The 18719-nt window shown below is 59.0% G+C and carries 20 protein-coding genes and 1 pseudogene; 12 read left to right on the top strand and 9 right to left on the bottom strand.

The features are described 5' to 3' along the window. A pseudogene (locus tag VGP75_RS00265) lies at positions 1-150 on the top strand (tRNA (adenosine(37)-N6)-dimethylallyltransferase MiaA); the annotation flags it as partial. A 53-nt stretch (positions 151-203) separates the two neighbouring features. Further along, positions 204-1019, top strand: a complete 816-nt coding sequence (locus VGP75_RS00270; protein WP_327541736.1) for a helix-turn-helix transcriptional regulator — start codon at positions 204-206, stop codon at positions 1017-1019. 9 nt (positions 1020-1028) lie between these two features. Here the strand turns inward: VGP75_RS00270 and VGP75_RS00275 are convergent, their stop codons facing one another. Next, entirely contained in the window at positions 1029-1610 is a 582-nt protein-coding gene (locus VGP75_RS00275) for a lytic transglycosylase domain-containing protein (RefSeq protein ID WP_327541737.1), read from the bottom strand. Between the two features lie 150 nt (positions 1611-1760). Here VGP75_RS00275 and VGP75_RS00280 point away from each other — a divergent pair, with 150 nt between their 5' ends. Further along, complete coding sequence (locus tag VGP75_RS00280) at positions 1761-2273, top strand: single-stranded DNA-binding protein (RefSeq protein ID WP_327541738.1); 513 nt, start codon at positions 1761-1763, stop codon at positions 2271-2273. A 5-nt stretch (positions 2274-2278) separates the two neighbouring features. Then, on the top strand, positions 2279-2596 hold the full coding sequence (locus VGP75_RS00285; protein ID WP_327541739.1) for a hypothetical protein: 318 nt from the start codon (positions 2279-2281) through the stop codon (positions 2594-2596). Positions 2597-2655: 59 nt separating this feature from the next. On the opposite strand, the gene aroB is transcribed toward VGP75_RS00285, so the two are convergent. Both aroB and VGP75_RS00295 read right to left on the bottom strand, forming a co-directional pair. Further along, a complete protein-coding gene (gene aroB / locus VGP75_RS00290; RefSeq protein WP_327541740.1) occupies positions 2656-3777 on the bottom strand; it encodes a 3-dehydroquinate synthase in 1122 nt (373 codons plus the stop codon). Then, a complete protein-coding gene (locus tag VGP75_RS00295) occupies positions 3778-4335 on the bottom strand; it encodes a shikimate kinase (RefSeq protein ID WP_327541741.1) in 558 nt (185 codons plus the stop codon). Positions 4336-4485: 150 nt separating this feature from the next. Here VGP75_RS00295 and VGP75_RS00300 point away from each other — a divergent pair, with 150 nt between their 5' ends. The 6 genes from VGP75_RS00300 to VGP75_RS00325 all read left to right on the top strand — a co-directional run bounded on the left by VGP75_RS00300 (position 4486) and on the right by VGP75_RS00325 (position 9799). Further along, positions 4486-4638, top strand: a complete 153-nt coding sequence (locus VGP75_RS00300; protein WP_327541742.1) for a hypothetical protein — start codon at positions 4486-4488, stop codon at positions 4636-4638. A 10-nt stretch (positions 4639-4648) separates the two neighbouring features. Next, positions 4649-6151: a hypothetical protein gene (locus VGP75_RS00305; protein WP_327541743.1), complete on the top strand. Its 1503-nt coding sequence runs from the start codon at positions 4649-4651 to the stop codon at positions 6149-6151. After that, on the top strand, positions 6148-7089 hold the full coding sequence (locus tag VGP75_RS00310; protein ID WP_327541744.1) for a site-specific tyrosine recombinase XerD: 942 nt from the start codon (positions 6148-6150) through the stop codon (positions 7087-7089). Before VGP75_RS00305 ends, VGP75_RS00310 begins: the two co-directional genes overlap by 4 nt. A gap of 52 nt (positions 7090-7141) precedes the next feature. Then, on the top strand, positions 7142-8440 hold the full coding sequence (locus VGP75_RS00315; RefSeq protein ID WP_327541745.1) for an HlyC/CorC family transporter: 1299 nt from the start codon (positions 7142-7144) through the stop codon (positions 8438-8440). Positions 8441-8646: 206 nt separating this feature from the next. Continuing rightward, the gene (locus VGP75_RS00320; protein WP_327541746.1) at positions 8647-9129 is read left to right on the top strand and encodes a hypothetical protein; all 483 of its coding nucleotides are present in this window, start codon (positions 8647-8649) and stop codon (positions 9127-9129) included. Positions 9130-9139: 10 nt separating this feature from the next. After that, positions 9140-9799 carry a hypothetical protein gene (locus VGP75_RS00325; protein ID WP_327541747.1) on the top strand — a complete coding sequence of 220 codons (660 nt, stop codon included), beginning with the start codon at positions 9140-9142 and terminating at the stop codon, positions 9797-9799. A gap of 11 nt (positions 9800-9810) precedes the next feature. Here the strand turns inward: VGP75_RS00325 and VGP75_RS00330 are convergent, their stop codons facing one another. Beyond that, positions 9811-11349: a helicase HerA-like domain-containing protein gene (locus tag VGP75_RS00330; protein ID WP_327541748.1), complete on the bottom strand. Its 1539-nt coding sequence runs from the start codon at positions 11347-11349 to the stop codon at positions 9811-9813. 403 nt (positions 11350-11752) lie between these two features. Between VGP75_RS00330 and VGP75_RS00335 the strand changes: the two genes are divergently transcribed. Continuing rightward, entirely contained in the window at positions 11753-12349 is a 597-nt protein-coding gene (locus VGP75_RS00335; protein ID WP_327541749.1) for an invasion associated locus B family protein, read from the top strand. A gap of 38 nt (positions 12350-12387) precedes the next feature. Here VGP75_RS00335 and VGP75_RS00340 read toward each other — a convergent pair whose 3' ends face one another. The 4 genes from VGP75_RS00340 to VGP75_RS00355 all read right to left on the bottom strand — a co-directional run bounded on the left by VGP75_RS00340 (position 12388) and on the right by VGP75_RS00355 (position 16626). After that, positions 12388-13596, bottom strand: a complete 1209-nt coding sequence (locus VGP75_RS00340) for a beta-ketoacyl-[acyl-carrier-protein] synthase family protein (RefSeq protein ID WP_327541750.1) — start codon at positions 13594-13596, stop codon at positions 12388-12390. Next, the gene (locus VGP75_RS00345) at positions 13597-13857 is read right to left on the bottom strand and encodes an acyl carrier protein (RefSeq protein WP_110278699.1); all 261 of its coding nucleotides are present in this window, start codon (positions 13855-13857) and stop codon (positions 13597-13599) included. A gap of 63 nt (positions 13858-13920) precedes the next feature. Then, entirely contained in the window at positions 13921-14982 is a 1062-nt protein-coding gene (locus VGP75_RS00350) for a UDP-3-O-(3-hydroxymyristoyl)glucosamine N-acyltransferase (protein WP_327541751.1), read from the bottom strand. Positions 14983-15015: 33 nt separating this feature from the next. Further along, positions 15016-16626, bottom strand: a complete 1611-nt coding sequence (locus VGP75_RS00355) for a L,D-transpeptidase family protein (protein WP_327541752.1) — start codon at positions 16624-16626, stop codon at positions 15016-15018. A gap of 344 nt (positions 16627-16970) precedes the next feature. Between VGP75_RS00355 and mepK the strand changes: the two genes are divergently transcribed. Beyond that, entirely contained in the window at positions 16971-17540 is a 570-nt protein-coding gene (mepK, locus tag VGP75_RS00360; protein WP_327541753.1) for a peptidoglycan L,D-endopeptidase MepK, read from the top strand. 13 nt (positions 17541-17553) lie between these two features. Here the strand turns inward: mepK and VGP75_RS00365 are convergent, their stop codons facing one another. After that, positions 17554-18492, bottom strand: a complete 939-nt coding sequence (locus tag VGP75_RS00365) for a hydrogen peroxide-inducible genes activator (protein WP_327541754.1) — start codon at positions 18490-18492, stop codon at positions 17554-17556. Between the last annotated feature and the right edge of the window lie 227 nt (positions 18493-18719).

Here is an 18719-nt window from a genome sequence, read left to right on the forward strand (position 1 = left end):
GCCCGCGAGGCCGCGATCATTGCGTCACGGCAATATGCCAAGCGCCAGCGCACATGGTTCCGCGCGCGGCATAAGGATTGGCACCATATCGCGGCAGACAGCACTGACTTATCTGCAACACTCCGATTCGCTGATACGTCAGCGGATTGAATCCAAAGCGAAATCTGCAAAGACTTGCCAAAAATCAACAATGAGGCAAGTTGATGAACATGATGAGCACCGATCACGCCGCACTTGCGCTGGCGACACTCACCCATGGCGGTCCTGCGTCCCGCTGGCGCACCGAAGCCATGCGCAGCCATAGCACAGCGCGCTTGATCCACATCACCAAAGGTCAGGGCCGGATCACAGTGGCTGGTCTGACCAATGGCTATGGCCCCAACAACATGATCTATATTCCGCCCCATACGATGTACGGCATCGAGGTTGGCCCGACAGTGTTTGGCCAGATCCTCACCTTGCCCGACACGAACGGATGGCCGGAGACGCCGTTTCATCTGCGGCTCTTGGATGTAGTGCCGCAAAAGGAACTGGTCTCGCTGATCGAGGCGATTGAACGGGAACTCAAGCCAACGGGCGATCAGCGCGCCGCACTGTGTCACTTTGGCCTGTTGGGGATTTTTGTGGAACGCCAACTGGCCGTGCGCAACCCTGCAACGATCGACGCACGACGCGCGACCGCCGCGGCCAAGCTTGTCGCGCAATATACCACCTTGATCGCGCAGGATTTCCGCTCGGATCGCAGTGTGGCGAGCTATGCCGCAGCCCTTGGTGTCACGCCCACGCATCTGGCGCGCAGTTGCCGGCAGACCTGTGGCCGCTCTGCCCTGTCCCTGCTCAATGACCGCATCCACTATGAGGCCTGCACATTGCTGCGCGACACAACCATCCCCGTGCAGGAAATAGCCAAGCGTCTAGGGTTCAGCTCGCCCGCCTATTTCACTCGCAGCTTTCAGGAAAAATCAGGCCAGGCCCCCACGGATTTCCGCACGAAGGGGACAGCACCTGCACGGACTTGAACAGGCACGCTAGTCGCCCCAGATCACCTGCACATAATTTTGCGTTTCCGCAAAAGGCGGAATACCGCGATACCGCTCAACTGCACCCGGCCCTGCGTTATAGGCCGCCAGTGCCAGTGGCCATGAACCGAAGGCCTCATATTGCGCACGCAGATAGCGCGCGCCACCCTCAAGGTTTTGTGCCGGATCCAGCGGATCAACCCCCAACGCACGCGCGGTTTCGGGCATCAACTGCGCCAACCCCAAAGCGCCTTTGACAGACCGTGCCGTCGGGTTCCAACCGCTTTCCTGCGCGACAAGGCGCAGAAATAAGCCCACCGGAATACCATGCCGCGTCGCTGCTACTTGTGCGGTGCGCAAATGCGGGCCGTTGTAGGTGCCTGTGTAGGCGGGGGTGCGCGTAATCCCTTCCGCGCGGGGCGGCTGAAGGCGGACCGAATTCTCGTATTGCGCGGCGGCACGTCCGTCCAAAACCGATGTCTGGCTTTTCAGCAGCCCTGACCGCGACATGGTGGACACCTGCTCTTGTGCGCCGACGGGTGTGGCGGCCAAAGCGACCAACAGGCAGGCAATCACTTGCAGTCGGGACATCACGGGCGCTCTCGTCGGTTTCGCATGAGAGATACCTAGTCCTTTTGACTGCCCACGCCAATGCTCTTGCACGTGAACCACTCGTTAACCTTGTTGCGCCATCCCGTGTCTGTCACAAAAGCGCAAAGCAGAATCGTCGGAGGTGCCATCATGGCCGGATCAGTCAACAAAGTTATTCTCATCGGTAATCTGGGTGCTGACCCTGAAGTGCGGACGTTCCAGAACGGTGGCAAGGTCGCCAACCTGCGCATCGCAACATCCGAAAACTGGAAAGACAAAAACACCGGCGAGCGCCGCGAAAAGACCGAATGGCACACTGTGGCGATTTTTCAGGAAGGGCTGGTGCGCATCGCGGAACAGTACCTCAAGAAAGGGTCCAAGGTTTACATCGAAGGCAAATTGCAGACCCGCAAATGGCAGGACCAGTCCGGTCAGGACCGCTATTCGACAGAAGTGGTGCTGAACGGCTATGACGGCACGCTGACCATGCTGGACAGCCGCAACGAAGGTGGCGGTGGCGGCAACTATGGCGGCGGTGGCGGCTATGGAGGTGGCGCATCCGGTGGCAACTACGGCGGCAACGATGGTGGCTATGGCGGCGGCAGCGGTGGTGGAGCACCATCCGGCGGCGGCAGCGACATGGACGACGAAATCCCGTTCTAAAGCCCATGGTTCTCGCACCCGAAGCACAGATCCTGATCCTGATCGGCATTATTCTGGCGGTTGCCTATCTGGGGATCTTTCCCTCGCTTGAGGAAAAAACGATCAACAAGCTGATGGGCATTGATCTGGCCCTGAATGTACTGGCCCTGATTGTGGCCGGTGCATGGTTCTGGGGCACAGGCGTGACCTTTACGCTGGTATTCTACGAAACAAACTGGGTGATCTTCACGATTGTCTGCTTTGCGCTTCTGGAAATCCCGCTGTTCCTGAACTTTGCAAAGAAACACGGCATCCGGTTGGATGGCCGCGACGACGACGATTAGGGGCAACGCAGTCCCGGACGTGATCCGGGACCTCGTATTGCAGCGAAGCTACGCCGCGATCACCCCCGCGACGGTGCGCCAAGCGCGTCTTCCAAGACACCCAAAACAGCCTCTCTCGGCACATCGGACGTGATGAAGGCATCGCCGATCCCGCGCGCCAGAATAAACCGCAGCTTGCCATCCAGCACTTTCTTGTCCTGCCCCATCAGCGCCAGCAGGCCCGCCGCATCGGGCAATTCGCCCGGGATATCGCGGATATCGACCTTCATGCCCATGGCACGCAGGTGCGCGCGCACACGGCTGGGGTCTTCCTGACTGCAAAGCCCCATGCGCGCAGAAAGCTCGAACGCCAGCGCACAGCCAATCGCCACCCCTTCACCGTGTAAAAGACGGTCGGAATAGCCCGTTGCGGCTTCGAGCGCATGACAGAACGTATGGCCAAGGTTCAACAACGCACGGTCGCCCTGCTCGGTCTCGTCACGCTGCACGATATCGGCCTTCATTTCACAGGACCGCGTCACGGCACGCACGCGCGCATCCATATCGCCCGTAGCCAGTGCTGGCCCTTCGGCCTCAAGCCAGTCAAAGAACGCCGCATCGCCCAAAAGCCCGTATTTGACGACCTCGCCGTATCCCGCCAGAAAATCGCGCGATGTCAGCGTGCCCAGCAAAGCGGTATCGGCCAGCACGAGGCTGGGTTGATGAAAGGCCCCAATCAGGTTCTTGCCGCTGGGGGAATTGATGCCGGTCTTGCCGCCTACCGAACTATCCACCTGCGCCAGAAGCGAGGTCGGAATTTGCACAAAGCGCACGCCGCGCCGCAGGATCGCGGCGGCAAAGCCCGCCAGATCACCTATCACGCCACCGCCAAAGGCCACCACAATATCGCCGCGCTCGACCTTCTGTTCCAGCAACCACTCGACAGAGCGTTCCAACTGCGCCCAGCATTTCGTGGCCTCGCCTGGCGGCAAGGCCAGCGCCTCACTCTTCAGCCCCGCGTCCGTCAACGACGTTTGCAACTGCGCCAGATGCAAGCCCGCGACATTCTCATCCGTCAGAATACAGACATGCCGCCGCCCCCCCATCTGGGCGATGCGCGTGCCTGCCTGCGACAGCACACCGGGGCCAATCAGAATGTCATAGGCACGGCCGGGCAAATCGACGTGGACGGTAGCGGTCATTTAGGTGATCTCCAGAATATCGGGGCGGCTGGCCAGTATGTCGCGCACGGAACGCATCGTCTCGTCGATACTGGCGTTTTCTTTGACGTCGATCTTCAACCCTGCAAGCGCATAAATTGGCGTCCGTTCGGCATAGAGCGCCGCTAGCGTGGCTTGGGGGTCGGCGGTGCGCAGCAAGGGCCGCGTGTCTTTGTGGCGCACACGTTCCCATAAAATCTTCAGGTCCGCATCCAGCCAGACGGCCACACCCATCTGTGCAATGGCCTTGCGGTTGCCCTCGGCCAGAAATGCCCCGCCGCCGGTTGAAACAACCCCCGGAGGACCCGACAAGAGCCTTTTGAGCACCTCTGCCTCGCGTTTGCGGAAAAAAGCCTCACCATCACGGGCAAATATTTCGGCAATCGTCGACGCCGCTGCCTCTTCGATGGCCGCATCACTATCCACAAACGGCACATCAAGTGCGGCCGCCAAGGCGCGTCCGATCGCGGTCTTTCCAGACCCCATCATGCCCACCAAAACAATGGTCCGTTTGAGGTGATAGGACTGCCCTTCGGCCATCGCAATACTGCCTTTCTTGTCGGCTAACCTCTGCCGAACGCAAAATTTAATGAATGAATGCCGTGATCTTGCGCGAAAGGCCATATATAATCCCTTCAACAAGCGGGCAAGAACCCGCATATTGAGGCAATATACGAATTGGGGCAGACAATGTGGCGGCTCATCAAGGCAGTTTTATTTTTGATTATTATCACGGGTCTGGGCCTTGTGGCCTATGCCTATATCGGTCCTCTCTTTTTTCCGACCGATTTCGCAGCCCCCTCAGAAGAGGTAAACTATCCTGTTACGCTGGAAACAAACTAAGGCATTTGGTTTGGCATTTTGCCTGACGGCAACCTCGGTGTCCGCGCAAGGCGACGGGCAAAACGAACCGCTGTCCGCCATTGAATGGCTGTCGCGCAGCGTCGAGCCGACGCCACTCTACGAACCCCCTGCTGTGGGTGATGCCACCTCGCCCGATGTGCAGGTGACACCATTGGACCGCCCCTCCAAAGACCCCATCGGTCTGCTGTCTTCCGACGTGACCGGCCTGCCCGCGACGCTTTGGGCCGCCAGCGATGAGGTTGTGCTGGTTGATCTTGTCCGCGCCGAGCGTATTGATACGGTGCCGGCCTTGCAGGACTTTCTCAAAGTGCTGATGCTGGCCGAGGCCGATCCGCCGCGTGGCGCGGATGGCGAAGGGGCGCTGTTTCTCGCCCGTGTCGACAAACTCCTCGATATGGGCGCGCTGGAACCCGCGCAAGCGCTGATTGAACAGGCCGATCCCGATACCGCACCACTGTTCCGGCGCTGGTTCGATGTGGCGTTGCTGACGGGGACCGAGGATTACGCCTGCGACGCCATGCGCAGCACACCTGCGATTGCACCTACATTTTCGGCGCGTATCTTCTGTCTTGCCCGCACCGGTGACTGGCCTGCTGCGGCCCTGTCATTGAACACACACCGCGTGCTGGGCGATATCAACCCGCAGGAAGAGGCGCTCTTGTCGCGCTTTCTGGACCCCGAGCTTTACGAGGGTGAGCCGCCGCTGACGCCGCCTGCCCGCATCAGCCCGCTGACATTCCGCATGCATGCCGCGATTGGCGAGCCACTGATTACCGCTACCCTGCCCTTGGCCTTCTCCCATGCGGATCTGCAACCGACGACCGCCTGGAAAGCCCAGCTTGAGGCGGCTGAGCGTCTGGCCCGCTTGGGGGCCATTTCTGAAAATGTCCTGTTGAAACAATACACCGCCCGCACCCCCGCGGCCTCTGGCGGGATCTGGGATCGCGCTGCCGCAATCCAGCGTTTTGATGCGGCGATGGCCGCGAATGACCCTGCCCGCGTGGCACGCACCCTGCCCGAGGCTTGGGCTGCGATGCAGCAGGCGCGTGTCGAAGTGCAGTTCGCCAAACTCTACGGCGCGGCGCTGCAGGATGTGCCTTTGTCCGGCGAAGCCGCCGTGATCGCGTTTGAAGTGGGTCTGTTGTCGCCAGACTATGAATCGGTCGCCAATGCGGCAACCGGTGCCGGTTTCGATCCATTCCTGATCGGGATCGCGCAGGGCTTGCCGCAAGAAGTGCGCGCCACTTCACCCCAAGCACGCGCTATTCGGAACGGCTTTGATAACGCGCCGCTCCCTGCCGCATTGGAAAGCCAAGTGGACGCAGGTCAGTTGGGCGAGGCCCTGTTGCGCGCAGTTGCCCTTTTTGCTGAAGGCGCAGAGGGTGATCTGCGATCCGTCACAGATGCGCTTTTGCTGTTCCGTGCGGTGGGGCTGGAAGATCTGGCGCGCCGGGCTGCGTTGCAATTGATGTTGCTGGACCGCAGGGCATGACCCCAACCGATCAACCGATGGCGCGTTGGGTGCAGGTCTTTCTGGAAGCGCAGGCGGCAGAACTGGATGCGGCCACAAACACGCAATTGGCCTATGCCCGCGATCTTCAGGATTTCGCCGCGTGGCTTTCGCACAAAAAGCTGCATTTCGCGAATGCGACGCGCGATCACGTGGAAAGCTATCTGATTGATTGCGAACATGAAGGGCTGGCAAACAGCACGCGGGCACGCAGGCTTTCGGCGATCAAGCAACTCTACCGCTTTGCGTTCGAGGAAGGGTGGCGCGACGACAACCCCGCCATCCAGATCAAAGGCCCCGGCCGCACGCAGCGTCTTCCCAAAACACTTTCGATTGCCGAGGTCGACAGGCTGCTGGATGCCGCGCGCAATACCCCGCGCGAAGCATTGCGCAACACCTGCCTGATGGAACTGCTCTATGCCACGGGTATGCGGGTCACCGAGTTGGTCAGCCTGCCGGTTTCGGCTGCACGGGGTGATCCGCGCATGCTGTTGGTGCGCGGCAAAGGCGACAAGGAACGTCTTGTGCCATTGTCACCTTCGGCGCGCGATGCTTTGGCGCTTTATCTCAAAGAGCGCGATGTGGCTGAAGTGGCCGCGCGCAAGCAAGGGATCCCCCCCTCGAAATTCCTCTTTCCGTCACGCGGCAAGGCGGGGCACCTGACACGGCACCGGTTTTTCGGGCTGATCAAGGAATTCGCTGTTGTCGGCGGCGTCTCGCCAGCCAAGGTCACACCGCATACGCTGCGCCATGCCTTTGCGACACATCTGCTGGCGGGCGGGGCCGATCTGCGGTCCATCCAGACGATGCTTGGCCATGCCGATGTCGCAACGACCGAAATTTACACACATGTGCTGGATGAGCGGCTGAAATCGCTTGTTTTGGACCATCATCCCCTTGCAAAAGGCGCCAAGTCTTGAAGCTGACGCCCAGACCCCCCATAACAACGATGTTCTTGTTTGAAAGCCTCTGATGGAAACCGCTTCTCTTGACGCCGCCTTTTGGTTGACCGCTGGCGCCATTCTTATTCTTCTCGTTCTTTCGGCCTTCTTTTCCGGCTCGGAAACGGCGCTGACAGCGGCCTCTCGGGGCAAACTGCGTTCCGCCGCTGACAAAGGCTCAAAGGGGGCCGAACGCGCGCTCAAGATTACCGAAGACAACGAACGCCTGATCGGGTCTGTCCTGTTGGGCAATAACGTTGTGAATATTCTAGCGACATCGCTGGCGACAGCCGTCCTGACCAAACTGTTCGGCCAGAACGGTGTGGCTGCCGCGACCTTGATCATGACGCTTCTGGTGCTGATCTTTGCCGAGGTGCTTCCGAAAACCTTTGCCATCACCAACCCCGAAACCGTGGCCTCCGGCGTGGCGCGCCCGATTTCGGTGATCGTCTTTGTCTTTTCGCCCATCGTGGCTGCCGTGCGCTATCTGGTGCGCGGTGTGCTGTTTCTGTTTGGTGTGCGCACGGACCCAGACAGCAATATCCTTGCCGTGCGCGAAGAGATCGCAGGTGCGCTCTCACTGGGCCATTCCGAGGGGATCGTGCAAAAAGAGGACCGCGACCGTATTTTGGGCGCGCTGGACCTCAATGAACGTGCGGTCGAAGAAATCATGTTGCACCGCTCGCAGATCGAGATGGTGGACGCCGATCTGCCACCAGAGGAAATCCTCGAGCAGATCCTACAAAGTCCCCACACGCGGCTGCCCCTTTATCGTGGCGAACAGGAAAACATTGTCGGCGTGATCCACGCCAAAGACCTGCTGCGCGCGATGCACAAGCTGCTGCGCGGCGGGGATGATGCGGCGGGCCTGGCGGCCTTTGACGTGATGAAAGTCGCGATGCCCCCCTATTTCGTGCCCGACACCACGACGCTTGATGACCAGATGCGTAACTTCCTCAAGCGCAAGACGCATTTCGCGCTGGTGGTGGATGAATACGGCGCGCTGCAAGGTCTGATCACGCTGGAGGATATCCTTGAAGAAATCGTAGGCGAAATCGCCGATGAATTCGACGACCATGAAGAGGACCAGATCGAGGCCACCTCGGACGGTGCCTATATCATTGACGGCGGCATGACGATCCGCGACCTCAACCGCGCCCACGACTGGAACCTGCCCGATGACGAGGCCAATACCGTCGCCGGTCTGGTCATCCACGAGGCCCAGATGATCCCTGTCGAAGGTCAGGTGTTCTCGTTCCACGGCTTCCGCTTTGAGGTACTGGCCAAGGATGAAAACCGGCTGGCGACGCTGAAGATTAGGAAGCTTTGACAGGCGCAGCCCGCTAGCGCCCTCAAATCTCGTGTTGCGCAACAAACGGGCATGACGCTGGTTTTGCGTACAAGGTCGGTGTCCGATACGCGACGCGCATGATTCGCGTGAGAATTTACTTTGTTCTGAGCGGTCCTGCCATTATCATCCTAATATGCGAACCGCATCTATCGACGCGCGACACAAGGTGTTTACCGGAGATCGTTATGAGTCAGATTCTACAAGTTGCAGCGATCGCCATGGCTACGGTGGGGACCGGTGCCGCAACGATGACAGTCATGAAGCCCGAGATTGCAGATCTTGCCGTGCCCGAGGGTGATTGGTCCGCGGGTGAGATATTGGATGGTCAATCCTACTTTATTGAAGGTGTTGATCTCGACAGTGGCACAGTCTTGCTGGATGAGCTCGTTTTTCGCGACGGAACGTTTCAATCCGTGAATTGCCAGACTTACTGCGACTTCGGTTGGAGCGACTACCAAACGAAACTGGTTGATGATGTGATCCACTTTACGGCCACGACACGCTGCCCCGACGCACCGCATACGGTCGTCTGGTACGGAACCGTGACCGAAGACCAGATGCAGCTTGCTGGCACATGGACGACGCGGCGGTGGTACTGGAACCATCAGATCCGCTTCTCGGCTGAAGGATCGACAACGCCGCCTATTGATCCGAACGTCACCGGATAAGGCCGCACCTGTGAACCCATCACGTACGAGCACGACGAAATTCGTGGTGCGGTTTTTGATCCTGATCGCTTTTCTTGTGTTGGCTGCTTGGGGCGTGCATTTGATCAAAGATGCACTGAACCTCGAAATCAGACCCGGGAACGAGGCGATGGTCCATCGGAGCATCATGCTCGGTGCAGTGGCCTATATCGGATTGCTGGCCTTGCCCTTTGTTCCAGGTGCAGAAATTGGGATTGCGATGCTGGCGGCCTTTGGCCCTGGCATCGCTCCGCTGATCTATGTGGCGACCGTCGCCTCAATGATGCTCGCCTATACGATCGGGCGGTTTCTTCCGATTGGCGCACTGGAGCGTTTCCTAAACTTGCTCCACATGCAACGCGCCGCGGCCCTCGTCGCCCGCGCCGCACCGCTGTCCGGCGACGACAGGCTTGCGATGCTGCTGGACGGTCAGTCCAAACGTGCGGTGCACATCGGGTTGAAGTACCGCTATATCGCCCTAGCGATTGCAGTGAATACGCCTGGAAATTCAATCATCGGCGGCGGCGGCGGGATCATGATGGTCGCAGGTCTGAGCGGAATATTCTCACCAGTCCTTGTCTTTTTGACGATTGCAATCGCGGTCTCGCCGGTACCTTTGGCCGTGTTGTTTCTTGGGCTGCAGCTGCAGTAAAGCCCGACGGCCTACCGCCCCTTGAATAGCCCGCCCAGAATGCCGCGCACGATCCGGCGGCCTGTTGTGCCTTTCAACTCTTTCACCACAACAGACGCCAAAGCGCCGCCGAAACCTTCATCTGACGATTTACGGGACGATGACTTGCGTGTCGTGCTACCCCCGTCATAGCGCCGCGCCGCCTTGAACTCGCGCTCTTTTTCTTCAAGGCGCGCCTCTTCGGCTTCGGCCTCCTCGGCGGCTTTCGCGGCTGCGTCGGCCCGCTTGCTCAGGATTTCAAACGCACTCTCACGGTCCAGCGTCTTGTCGTATTTGCCCGCCATGTCCGAGATGCTCATAATCGCCTTGCGGGTCGGTTCATCAATCGGCCCCAGTTGCGACGAGGGCGGGCGGATCAGCGTCCGCTCCACCACCTGCGGAATACCTTTGCGATCAAGGAATGACGTCACGGCCTCGCCGGTGCCCACCTCCTGGATGGCCTGCGCTGTGTCAAAGGCGGGATTATCGCGATAGGTTTCCGCCGCAGTCTTGAGCTCTTTGCGGTCCTTGGCGGTAAAGGCACGCAGCGCATGTTGCACACGGTTGCCCAATTGTCCCAGTACATCATCAGGAATATCGCCGGGGTTCTGGGTCACGAAATAGACGCCCACACCTTTGGAGCGGATCAAACGCGCGACCTGCTCGACCTTATCGACCAGCGCTTTGGGCGCGTCGTCAAAGAGCAGGTGCGCTTCGTCAAAGAAGAACACAAGCTTGGGTTTGTCAGGGTTGCCGACCTCGGGCAGTTCTTCAAACAGTTCCGACAGCAGCCAAAGCAGGAATGTCGCATAGAGGCGCGGGCTGCCCATCAGCTGATCGGCGGCCAGGATGTTGATCTCGCCGCGCCCGTCATCGCGGGTGCGCATCATATCGGCCAGATCAAGCGCCGGTTCCCCGAACAGGGCCGAGCCGCCCTGATTTTCCAGCACCAGCAATTGCCGCTGGATCGCCCCCACAGAGGAGGCCGCTACATTGCCATAGCGCAACGACAGCGCCTGCGCGTTTTGCCCGACCCAAACCAGCAAGGCCTGCAGGTCCTTGAGATCCAAGAGCGGCAGACCCTCATCATCCGCGACCCGAAACGCGACGTTCAACACGCCCTCTTGCACATCGGTCAGGTCCATCAGGCGCGACAGCAGCAAAGGCCCCATTTCTGCAATCGTGGCGCGGATCGGATGGCCCTTTTCGCCAAAGAGATCCCAGAAGGTGACAGGAAAACTGTCGTATTGCAGGTCAAGCCCGATTGTTTCGGCGCGCGCCATAAAGGGGGCGTGCAGTTTGAAATCGGCCGAGCCGCTGAGCGCCAGACCGGACAGATCACCTTTCACATCTGACAGAAACACCGGCACCCCTGCCGCTGAAAATCCTTCGGCCATGATCTGCAAAGTCACTGTCTTGCCGGTGCCCGTCGCCCCTGCGATCAGACCGTGCCGGTTGGCCTTATCCAGTAAAAGCATTTGGGGTGCGCCGTAGTCCTCACCACCGCCACCAATAAAGATACTCTCAGACATATCAGCCTTCCCTGCATAAATTTAATAGTCAAAATACATCGTTAACCAAATCGTGCCACCTTAAAGCGCGCGATCGTGTCAGAGATTGGCATTTTTGCATACGTCCTCCCTGTTTGACTGGCCGTGCCTTCGGGCACGGCTTTTTTCTGTGGCGTAGGGAAACAACAGTCCTCACCAAACCGTCAAATTTTTGCTGTTGACGGTCACTTTCGGTTTTCGTAGCTTCAGTCCAATTAGTCGGCCAAGTCCGACAGGGAGAACATGAAGCGGGGTCCTTTCGGGGCCCTTCTTCTTTTCTGGCACCCGAAATTGTGAGCGGAAGCCAGCGCAGTCACAGGTTTTTGCCCCTGACACCCCGCCCGCCCCATGTTAAGCCGCCCAAAAGCGAATGAGGAACAAATCTATGCGCAGTCTATTGAAATCCGCCCTTTTGGCCGCCTTTCTGGCTCATCCCGGCATGGCACTGGCACAAGAGACAACAGACGAGGCAGCACCCACTGCTGAAGACGGGCTAGCCTTGGGTGAACCGCTTGGCCCGCAAGTCGGCGAGCCTTACGAGCGTGAGGTTTTCGGGGACTGGGCCCTGCGCTGTATCAAGGCTGAGGAAGGCGCGCGCGATCCCTGCAACCTTTATCAACTTCTGACCAATGAAGACGGGGTGGCCGTGGCCGAATTCAACCTTTTCCCGCTTCCCGAGGGCCAGCGCGCCGCAGCAGGGGCCACTGTGGTTGTCCCGCTCGAGACGCTTCTGACAGAACAACTGACAATCGCTGTGGATGGGCAGAACGCGCGCCGCTATCCCTTTACGTTCTGCAATCGCGCGGGCTGTGTGGCGCGGATCGGCTTTACAGAGGCTGAAGTCGATCAGTTCAAGCGCGGCTCGGTCGCGACGGTCCGTTTGGTGCCTGCGGCAGCACCCGACGCAGAGGTTGTGCTGGATGTATCGCTGAGGGGCTTTACCGCCGGCTTTACGTCATCGTCACAAACCAGCCCCGAATAACCAACCACTTATCAGGCATTGCGCGGCAGATCCGCCGCTCAATGCCTGCGCAGCACGATCACTGCATTCATACCGCCAAAGGCAAAGGCGTTGGACAAGACGACATCCACCTGCGCCTCACGTGCCACATTCGGCACCACATCCAGCGCGCATTCAGGATCAGCTTCTTCATAACCAATCGTCGGCGCAATAATCCCGTCGCGCAGTGCCATGATGCAGGCGATCAACTCGACCGCACCAGTGCCCCCGATCAAATGCCCATGCATGGATTTGGTAGACGATATCATCAACTGGTCGGCATGTGCGCCAAACACATCCGCAACAGCGGCACATTCGGTCTTGTCATTGGCCGCAGTGCCGGTGCCATGGGCGTTGATATAGCCAACAGAATCCTTGGAGAGTTTTGCGTCCCGGAGCGCACCTTCAATGGCACGGGCAGCCCCCTGCTTGGACGGCATCACGATATCGCAAGCATCAGAAGACATCGCGAAACCCGCCACTTCGCAAAGGATCTCTGCACCTCGGGCCCGCGCATGCGCATAGTCCTCAAAAACAAAGACCGCCGCACCCTCGCCCTGCACCATGCCACTGCGTGTGGCCGAAAACGGGCGGCAGGCGTCGCGTGACATCACGCGCAGCCCTTCCCAGGCCTTGATCCCGCCGAAGCACAGCATCGCCTCGGAACCGCCTGTCACCATGACTTTGGCCATGCCGGAACGCACCATGTTGAAGGCCTGCCCCATCGCGTGGTTTGAGGAGGCACAGGCAGTGGCGACCGTAAAGGTCGGGCCGCGCAGGTTCCATTCGATCGACACGTGGCTTGCGGCGGCGTTATTCATCAGGCGCGGAACGATAAAGGGATGCACGCGGTTCTTGCCCGCCTCATAGACGGCGCGGTAGTTTTCGTCCTGCGTGTTCAGCCCGCCACCCGATGTGCCAAAGATGACACCGGATTGATCTGCCAACTCACCTGAAAATGTGAGGCCGGACTGACCTATCGCCTCGCGCGCGGCCAGAAGTGCGAATTGGGTAAAGCGGTCATAAAGCGCAATTTGCTGGCGGTTGAAATGAGCCGCTTCATCATAGCCTTTGATCTGTCCGCCGATCTGGATCGCAAGACGGTCCACGTCCGCGATCTCGAGCGGGCCAATGCCACAGCGCCCTTCCTGCATCGCCAGAAGTGTGCTGGGCATGTCAGACCCCAGCGGATTGATCGTCCCCGCCCCAGTGATGACGACACGCCGCATTCAGGCGGCCTGCTCGGACTTCAGCTTTTCGACCGCCGCTACGATTGCCGCGACAGACGAGATATCAAAATCACCGGCTGTCGGGTCATTGGCGTTGAAGGGAACGGAAATATCAAAGGTTTCTTCGATCGCAAAAATGCTCTCGACAAGCCCGAGGCTGTCGATGCCGATATCCTCCAGCGTATTCTCCATCTGGATATCGGACGGTTCCAGCATTGCCTGTTCGGCTATGATTGCAATCACCTGATCTTTGATGCTCATCTTTTCACACCCATGTTGCTTGGCGGGGATGTAGTCATTCTATCAGCAATTTGAAACAGGCAATTAACGCTGCGCCAAATCGCGCAGGATACGCGGCAAACGGCGCAGGGCCTTGTAGCTCTCGATATGGACCTGCATTTTGGTGGCCGGATAGCCCATCATCACGCGTCCCGCAGGGACATTGGACAGCACCACGCTGCCGCCACCCAAGACCACATCGTCTCCGACTTTGAGATTATCCGCGATCCCGGCTTTGCCACCCACAACCACACGGTCGCCGATCACCGTGGACCCGGCGACACCGGCCTGCGCGCATAGCAGACAATGCGCGCCCACAATCACATTGTGGCCAACCTGCACGAGGCTGTCGATCTTGGTGCCATTGCCCACCCGTGTGGGGCGGATCGTGCCTGCATCAATGCAGGCATTGGCGCCCACTTCCACATCATCGCCGATCACCACACCACCCAGTGAATGAATCCGGTGCCATGTGGGATCGTCAGGCGCGTCCATCGCAGCCTCGCCCAACGTCTCGCGCGCCTTCTCAACGTTCGAAGGTTCCGCTGTCACAAAGGAAAAGCCGTCCCCGCCAATCACCACATTGGGGTGCAGGATCACGCGCGCACCAAGGTGCACGCCACGTTGCAGGCGCACGCCCGCGTGAATTTGGCACGCCGCACCAATCTGCACGCCCGGCGCGATGCTGACCTGATCGGCGATCCACGCCCCCTCGCCGATGACAACATCCGCACCGATCACGCAGAAGGCCCCGATGGTCACATTGGCCCCGATCTGGGCCGAGGGATCAATCGCCGCCTGTGGGCTGATCCCTGTGCGTGGCAGGTCAGCGTCCAGCATCTGCGTCAGATGCGCCATCGCAAGCCGTGCGCGCGGTGCGATGATCGCGGCCTCCAGCCCCAAGGCCTGCCAATCGGCACCAGGCCAGACAACTCCGGCGCGCGCCCGTCCTTGCCCCAAAGCCGCGCCATAGGCAGGGCTCATGGCCAGTGCCAGATCATCGGGGCCCGCACTTGCGGGTTCGGAAGCGCCATTGACCAAAAGCTCAACGGCGCCAAAGGCATCGGCCCCCAGCGCCGCAGCGATATCTTTTACACGATGTGCCATTCTGCCCCCGGGCGTATTATTTCGGGGCCAGATTTACCCGCGAACGGCGCGAAGAGCCACCCCTTCCCGCGCAAGCGCGTTCCAGATACGTCCGTCACGGCCATAAACATCGCGGCGGAATTGCACACGCCCGTCCGCAGGCACAAAGGCCGTCCGATAGATTATGTGGACCGGGACGGGTGCCTCAAGATCGACGCGGCGTTCCCGACCGGTGCGCAGATGTGCCTGAAACACCTCTTCGGGGTTGCCGACCTGCTTGGCAAGCAAGGCATAGGCAAAATCGAACGGATCGGCCAGACGCACACAACCGTGGCTATAGGTGCGAACCTCGCGGCCAAAGAGGCTCTTGGAGGGGGTGTCGTGCAGATAGATGTTGTAGCGGTTCGGGAACATGAACTTCACCAACCCCAATGCATTGCCCTGACTTGGGGGCTCGCGCATGGAATAAGGGAAGTTCGTTTCGGTATACCCGCTGAAATCGGCGCTGTTACGGTCAACCACACGGCCATTACGATCGGTAATAACCAGGTTGCGCACTGCATTCGGGTTTGCCCGCAACTGGGGCAGGTATTCCTTGGTGATGATGGAACGTGGCACATACCAGCTTGGATTGATGACCATAAATTCCATTACATCCGAAAACTCGGGCGTCATACGGTCGCGGTCACGCGCGCCCACAACCGAGCGGGTCGAAAACGTCTCGACACCGTTGTCGAATATCTTGGCGGTGAAATCCGTGATGTTCACCCAGATATAACGCTCGCCCCGCGGACGGTTGATCCAGCGCTCGCGCTCCATTGCCACGATGATCGACTGCAGACGCTCTTCGGGCTGCTTGTTGATCTCGGCAAGCGTGCCCGGACCTGCGGTGCCATCAATGGCCAGGCCATGGGCATCCTGAAACCGGGTGATCGCGCCGAAAATCGCATCGTCATAGGATTGGGTCGTCGTCCGCTCAAGATAGCCCATTGCGATCAGGCGGTTACGCAGGGCCACAACACCGGCACCGCTATCGCCACGCTCGTATTTCTGCCCCGGCACTGTCGGGCCCCAGCCGCCATCAGCCAACAGACGTTCCATCCGCATCTTTTCGGACATCAGACGTGTGTATTCAGGCGCGCTTGGCGGCAATGCGCGCAGAAACGCGGCAGGGTTGGATTGGGCGAAAGCCCGCATTGTGCTCAACCGCGAACGCAGCGGAATTTGCCGGACGATCGTCGAGTCTATCCGTGACGGCGTGAGCAGACCTGTCTGGATATCACGGGCATAGTCCAGAAACTGGCGCGAAAGTTCGACTTCCAGCCGGCCCTGCTGTTGCGGGGTCGCTGCAGCCTCAAGCTGGTCAATCAGACCTGCCGCATCATACCGGTCGCTTGGCAGGCCGTGGTCGCCAGCGCTATTGAACGCCGCCAGCAAAGCGTTGCGGCGGTTGCGGTCTTCCCGCGTGCTCCAAATGCCATCAAACCCGCGCTCGCGGTAAAAGCTGAGCAAATCGGGGTCATTCGATGCTGCCTCGGCCACAGCCTGCCGGAATTCGGTGACCTGCGCCTGGGCATGGGGGGCAGAAAAGAAAAAAACAAACACGGCAATAATCGTTGGCAACACGGTGCGCAAACGGTGCTGGGGCAAAATGGCATGAGACATCGCGTTTCAGTCCCTCAATAAATAATGGCTTACATTACACTTTGAAAAGTGAGCTCTAAAGTATGCATATCCTTACCCGATTTTGTGTCTATTGACAAAAGCGCGCGCCATTCATGCGGTTGCAAAGTGTTGCACCGTTGCAGCCCCGCACTGTGACCTTGAATCCCCAAAGCCGCAAATGCGCGAAATTTCGCCAATTTCCCACTTGTTAAGCACAAATGCCTAAAGAGGTCTTGGTCATCGATTCGAAATGTGCGATACGATTGGCACATCTGGGGAGATGAGGGCGCAAGCCCATAAAAAGATTGGCAATTAAGTCGAGCGACGGGACAGGCGCGAAACATATGACAAAGACAAACTCCTCTGGGTTCACCCGGCGCGGACTATTAGGTGCCTTTGCGGCAACGGCCATTGCAGCAGCACCAACATATTCCAATGCGGCGGGTTTCTTGCGTGGTGCAGGCGATGTGCGCCGGATCGGTATGCATTCCGGCCGTACAGGTGAACGGCTTGATACGATCTACTGGATTGAGGGCGAATATATCGCCGAAGCTGTCCGCGAAATTAACTTGCACATGCGCGACTGGCGCACCGGCGAAGCCGTGCAGATGGATCTGCGTACAATCGACATCATGTCGGCCGCGTTGAATTTGATGGAAACCACCGAACCCTACCTTCTTCTGTCCGGCTATCGTTCACCGCAGACAAACCAGATGCTCCGCTCGGGCAGCCGCGGTGTGGCACGCAATTCTTTGCATATGCGCGGTCAGGCCGCCGATTTGCGCCTGACCAGCAGGTCTACGGTACAAATGGCAAATGCAGCAATTGCCTGTCGTGCGGGCGGCGTTGGCCGGTATAACGGGTCCAACTTTGTCCACATGGATTGTGGCCCTGTCCGGAGCTGGCGCGGCTAGCCAGCGCCAACCCCTAATCCAGAATAATCGGCGATTGCCCGGTTTGAAGATGGGTGCGCGCTGCATTCCGGATCACATCCGAAAGCCGCTCGAACGTCCCTGCATTCGCCGCCCGTCGCCACACCAGACCGATCGACCGCGTCACCGAACTGCGCCGGAACGGGCGCACGGTGACATTGCTCGATCTGCTATCAATTTCAGACCATGCATAAAGCCGCGGCAAAAGGGCCACGCCCATGCCCATCCCCACCATCTGACGAATTGCATCAAGGCTCGTGCCTTCGTAATCACGCGCGATAACCCCGCCATGTTGCTGACATAACGCCACAATTTGGGCATGCATGGCATAGTCCGGCCCCAATGAGAGAACATTCAGGTCCAGCAAGTCGGCTTCGGTCACTTCGGCTTTTGCTGCCAAGGCGTGGTCATCCGGCAGCGCCAGAAGCAAAGGTTCGCGAAAGAGACGTTGTGTGAAGAGATCGACACCACCTTCGGGTAATTGTGTGAGAATGACATCAAGGCTTCCTGCCAAAAGCTCACCACGCAGGTCGCGCGAGGCAACCTCGCGGATATAAAGCCGCAAGTCGGGGTATTTCGCATGCAACCCTTCAACCACAAACGGCATCAGATAAGGACCGATCGTTGGTGTCGTGCCCAGCCGGATGGTGCCGCTCAACCCTGTCTGAAGTGCCGTCGTCAAATCCATGATCCCGCGCACCTCATGCAGGATACGTGACGCCCGCGCGACCACCTCGCGACCCTCCAGCGTCAGCGTGACGGGCCCGCGCCCCCGTTCGACAAGACGCATACCCAAAAGCTTTTCCAGATTACCGATCTGCAAGCTGAGTGAAGGCTGACTGATCCCCATTGTCTCGGCCGCTTTGCGAAAGTGGCGCGTCTCGGACAGCGCCACCAGATAGCGGATCTGCAGCATACTGGGTAATTTGTTCATCTGCCCTCCTTTTGATAGGAATTTCCTATCAAAATTTTCGATATCATTGACTTCCTTATAATATTATTGCTGCTACATCCAGTCGCAGTCAGGGACGAAAAGGGACGCGCCTGCAAGGACTTGCATAAGTTGCATTTCGTAACAGGCCAAAAGGTAGGATGAAGCGATTTCAAAACACAGGCGTCGTTCGCGGCGAGACGAGCGATTGCAGCCTCGCGACGTCGGCA

The sequence above is a fragment of the Yoonia sp. genome (assembly GCF_036007805.1).
Lineage (GTDB): Bacteria > Pseudomonadota > Alphaproteobacteria > Rhodobacterales > Rhodobacteraceae > Yoonia.

Coding starts and splice junctions, on each gene's coding strand:
- VGP75_RS00270 (WP_327541736.1), top strand. CDS start 204: ATGAACATGATGAGCACCGATCACGCCGCACTTGCGCTGGCGACACTC.
- VGP75_RS00275 (WP_327541737.1), bottom strand. CDS start 1,610: ATGTCCCGACTGCAAGTGATTGCCTGCCTGTTGGTCGCTTTGGCCGCC.
- VGP75_RS00280 (WP_327541738.1), top strand. CDS start 1,761: ATGGCCGGATCAGTCAACAAAGTTATTCTCATCGGTAATCTGGGTGCT.
- VGP75_RS00285 (WP_327541739.1), top strand. CDS start 2,279: ATGGTTCTCGCACCCGAAGCACAGATCCTGATCCTGATCGGCATTATT.
- aroB (WP_327541740.1), bottom strand. CDS start 3,777: ATGACCGCTACCGTCCACGTCGATTTGCCCGGCCGTGCCTATGACATT.
- VGP75_RS00295 (WP_327541741.1), bottom strand. CDS start 4,335: ATGGCCGAAGGGCAGTCCTATCACCTCAAACGGACCATTGTTTTGGTG.
- VGP75_RS00300 (WP_327541742.1), top strand. CDS start 4,486: ATGTGGCGGCTCATCAAGGCAGTTTTATTTTTGATTATTATCACGGGT.
- VGP75_RS00310 (WP_327541744.1), top strand. CDS start 6,148: ATGACCCCAACCGATCAACCGATGGCGCGTTGGGTGCAGGTCTTTCTG.
- VGP75_RS00315 (WP_327541745.1), top strand. CDS start 7,142: ATGGAAACCGCTTCTCTTGACGCCGCCTTTTGGTTGACCGCTGGCGCC.
- VGP75_RS00320 (WP_327541746.1), top strand. CDS start 8,647: ATGAGTCAGATTCTACAAGTTGCAGCGATCGCCATGGCTACGGTGGGG.
- VGP75_RS00330 (WP_327541748.1), bottom strand. CDS start 11,349: ATGTCTGAGAGTATCTTTATTGGTGGCGGTGGTGAGGACTACGGCGCA.
- VGP75_RS00335 (WP_327541749.1), top strand. CDS start 11,753: ATGCGCAGTCTATTGAAATCCGCCCTTTTGGCCGCCTTTCTGGCTCAT.
- VGP75_RS00340 (WP_327541750.1), bottom strand. CDS start 13,596: ATGCGGCGTGTCGTCATCACTGGGGCGGGGACGATCAATCCGCTGGGG.
- VGP75_RS00345 (WP_110278699.1), bottom strand. CDS start 13,857: ATGAGCATCAAAGATCAGGTGATTGCAATCATAGCCGAACAGGCAATG.
- VGP75_RS00350 (WP_327541751.1), bottom strand. CDS start 14,982: ATGGCACATCGTGTAAAAGATATCGCTGCGGCGCTGGGGGCCGATGCC.
- VGP75_RS00355 (WP_327541752.1), bottom strand. CDS start 16,626: ATGTCTCATGCCATTTTGCCCCAGCACCGTTTGCGCACCGTGTTGCCA.
- mepK (WP_327541753.1), top strand. CDS start 16,971: ATGACAAAGACAAACTCCTCTGGGTTCACCCGGCGCGGACTATTAGGT.
- VGP75_RS00365 (WP_327541754.1), bottom strand. CDS start 18,492: ATGAACAAATTACCCAGTATGCTGCAGATCCGCTATCTGGTGGCGCTG.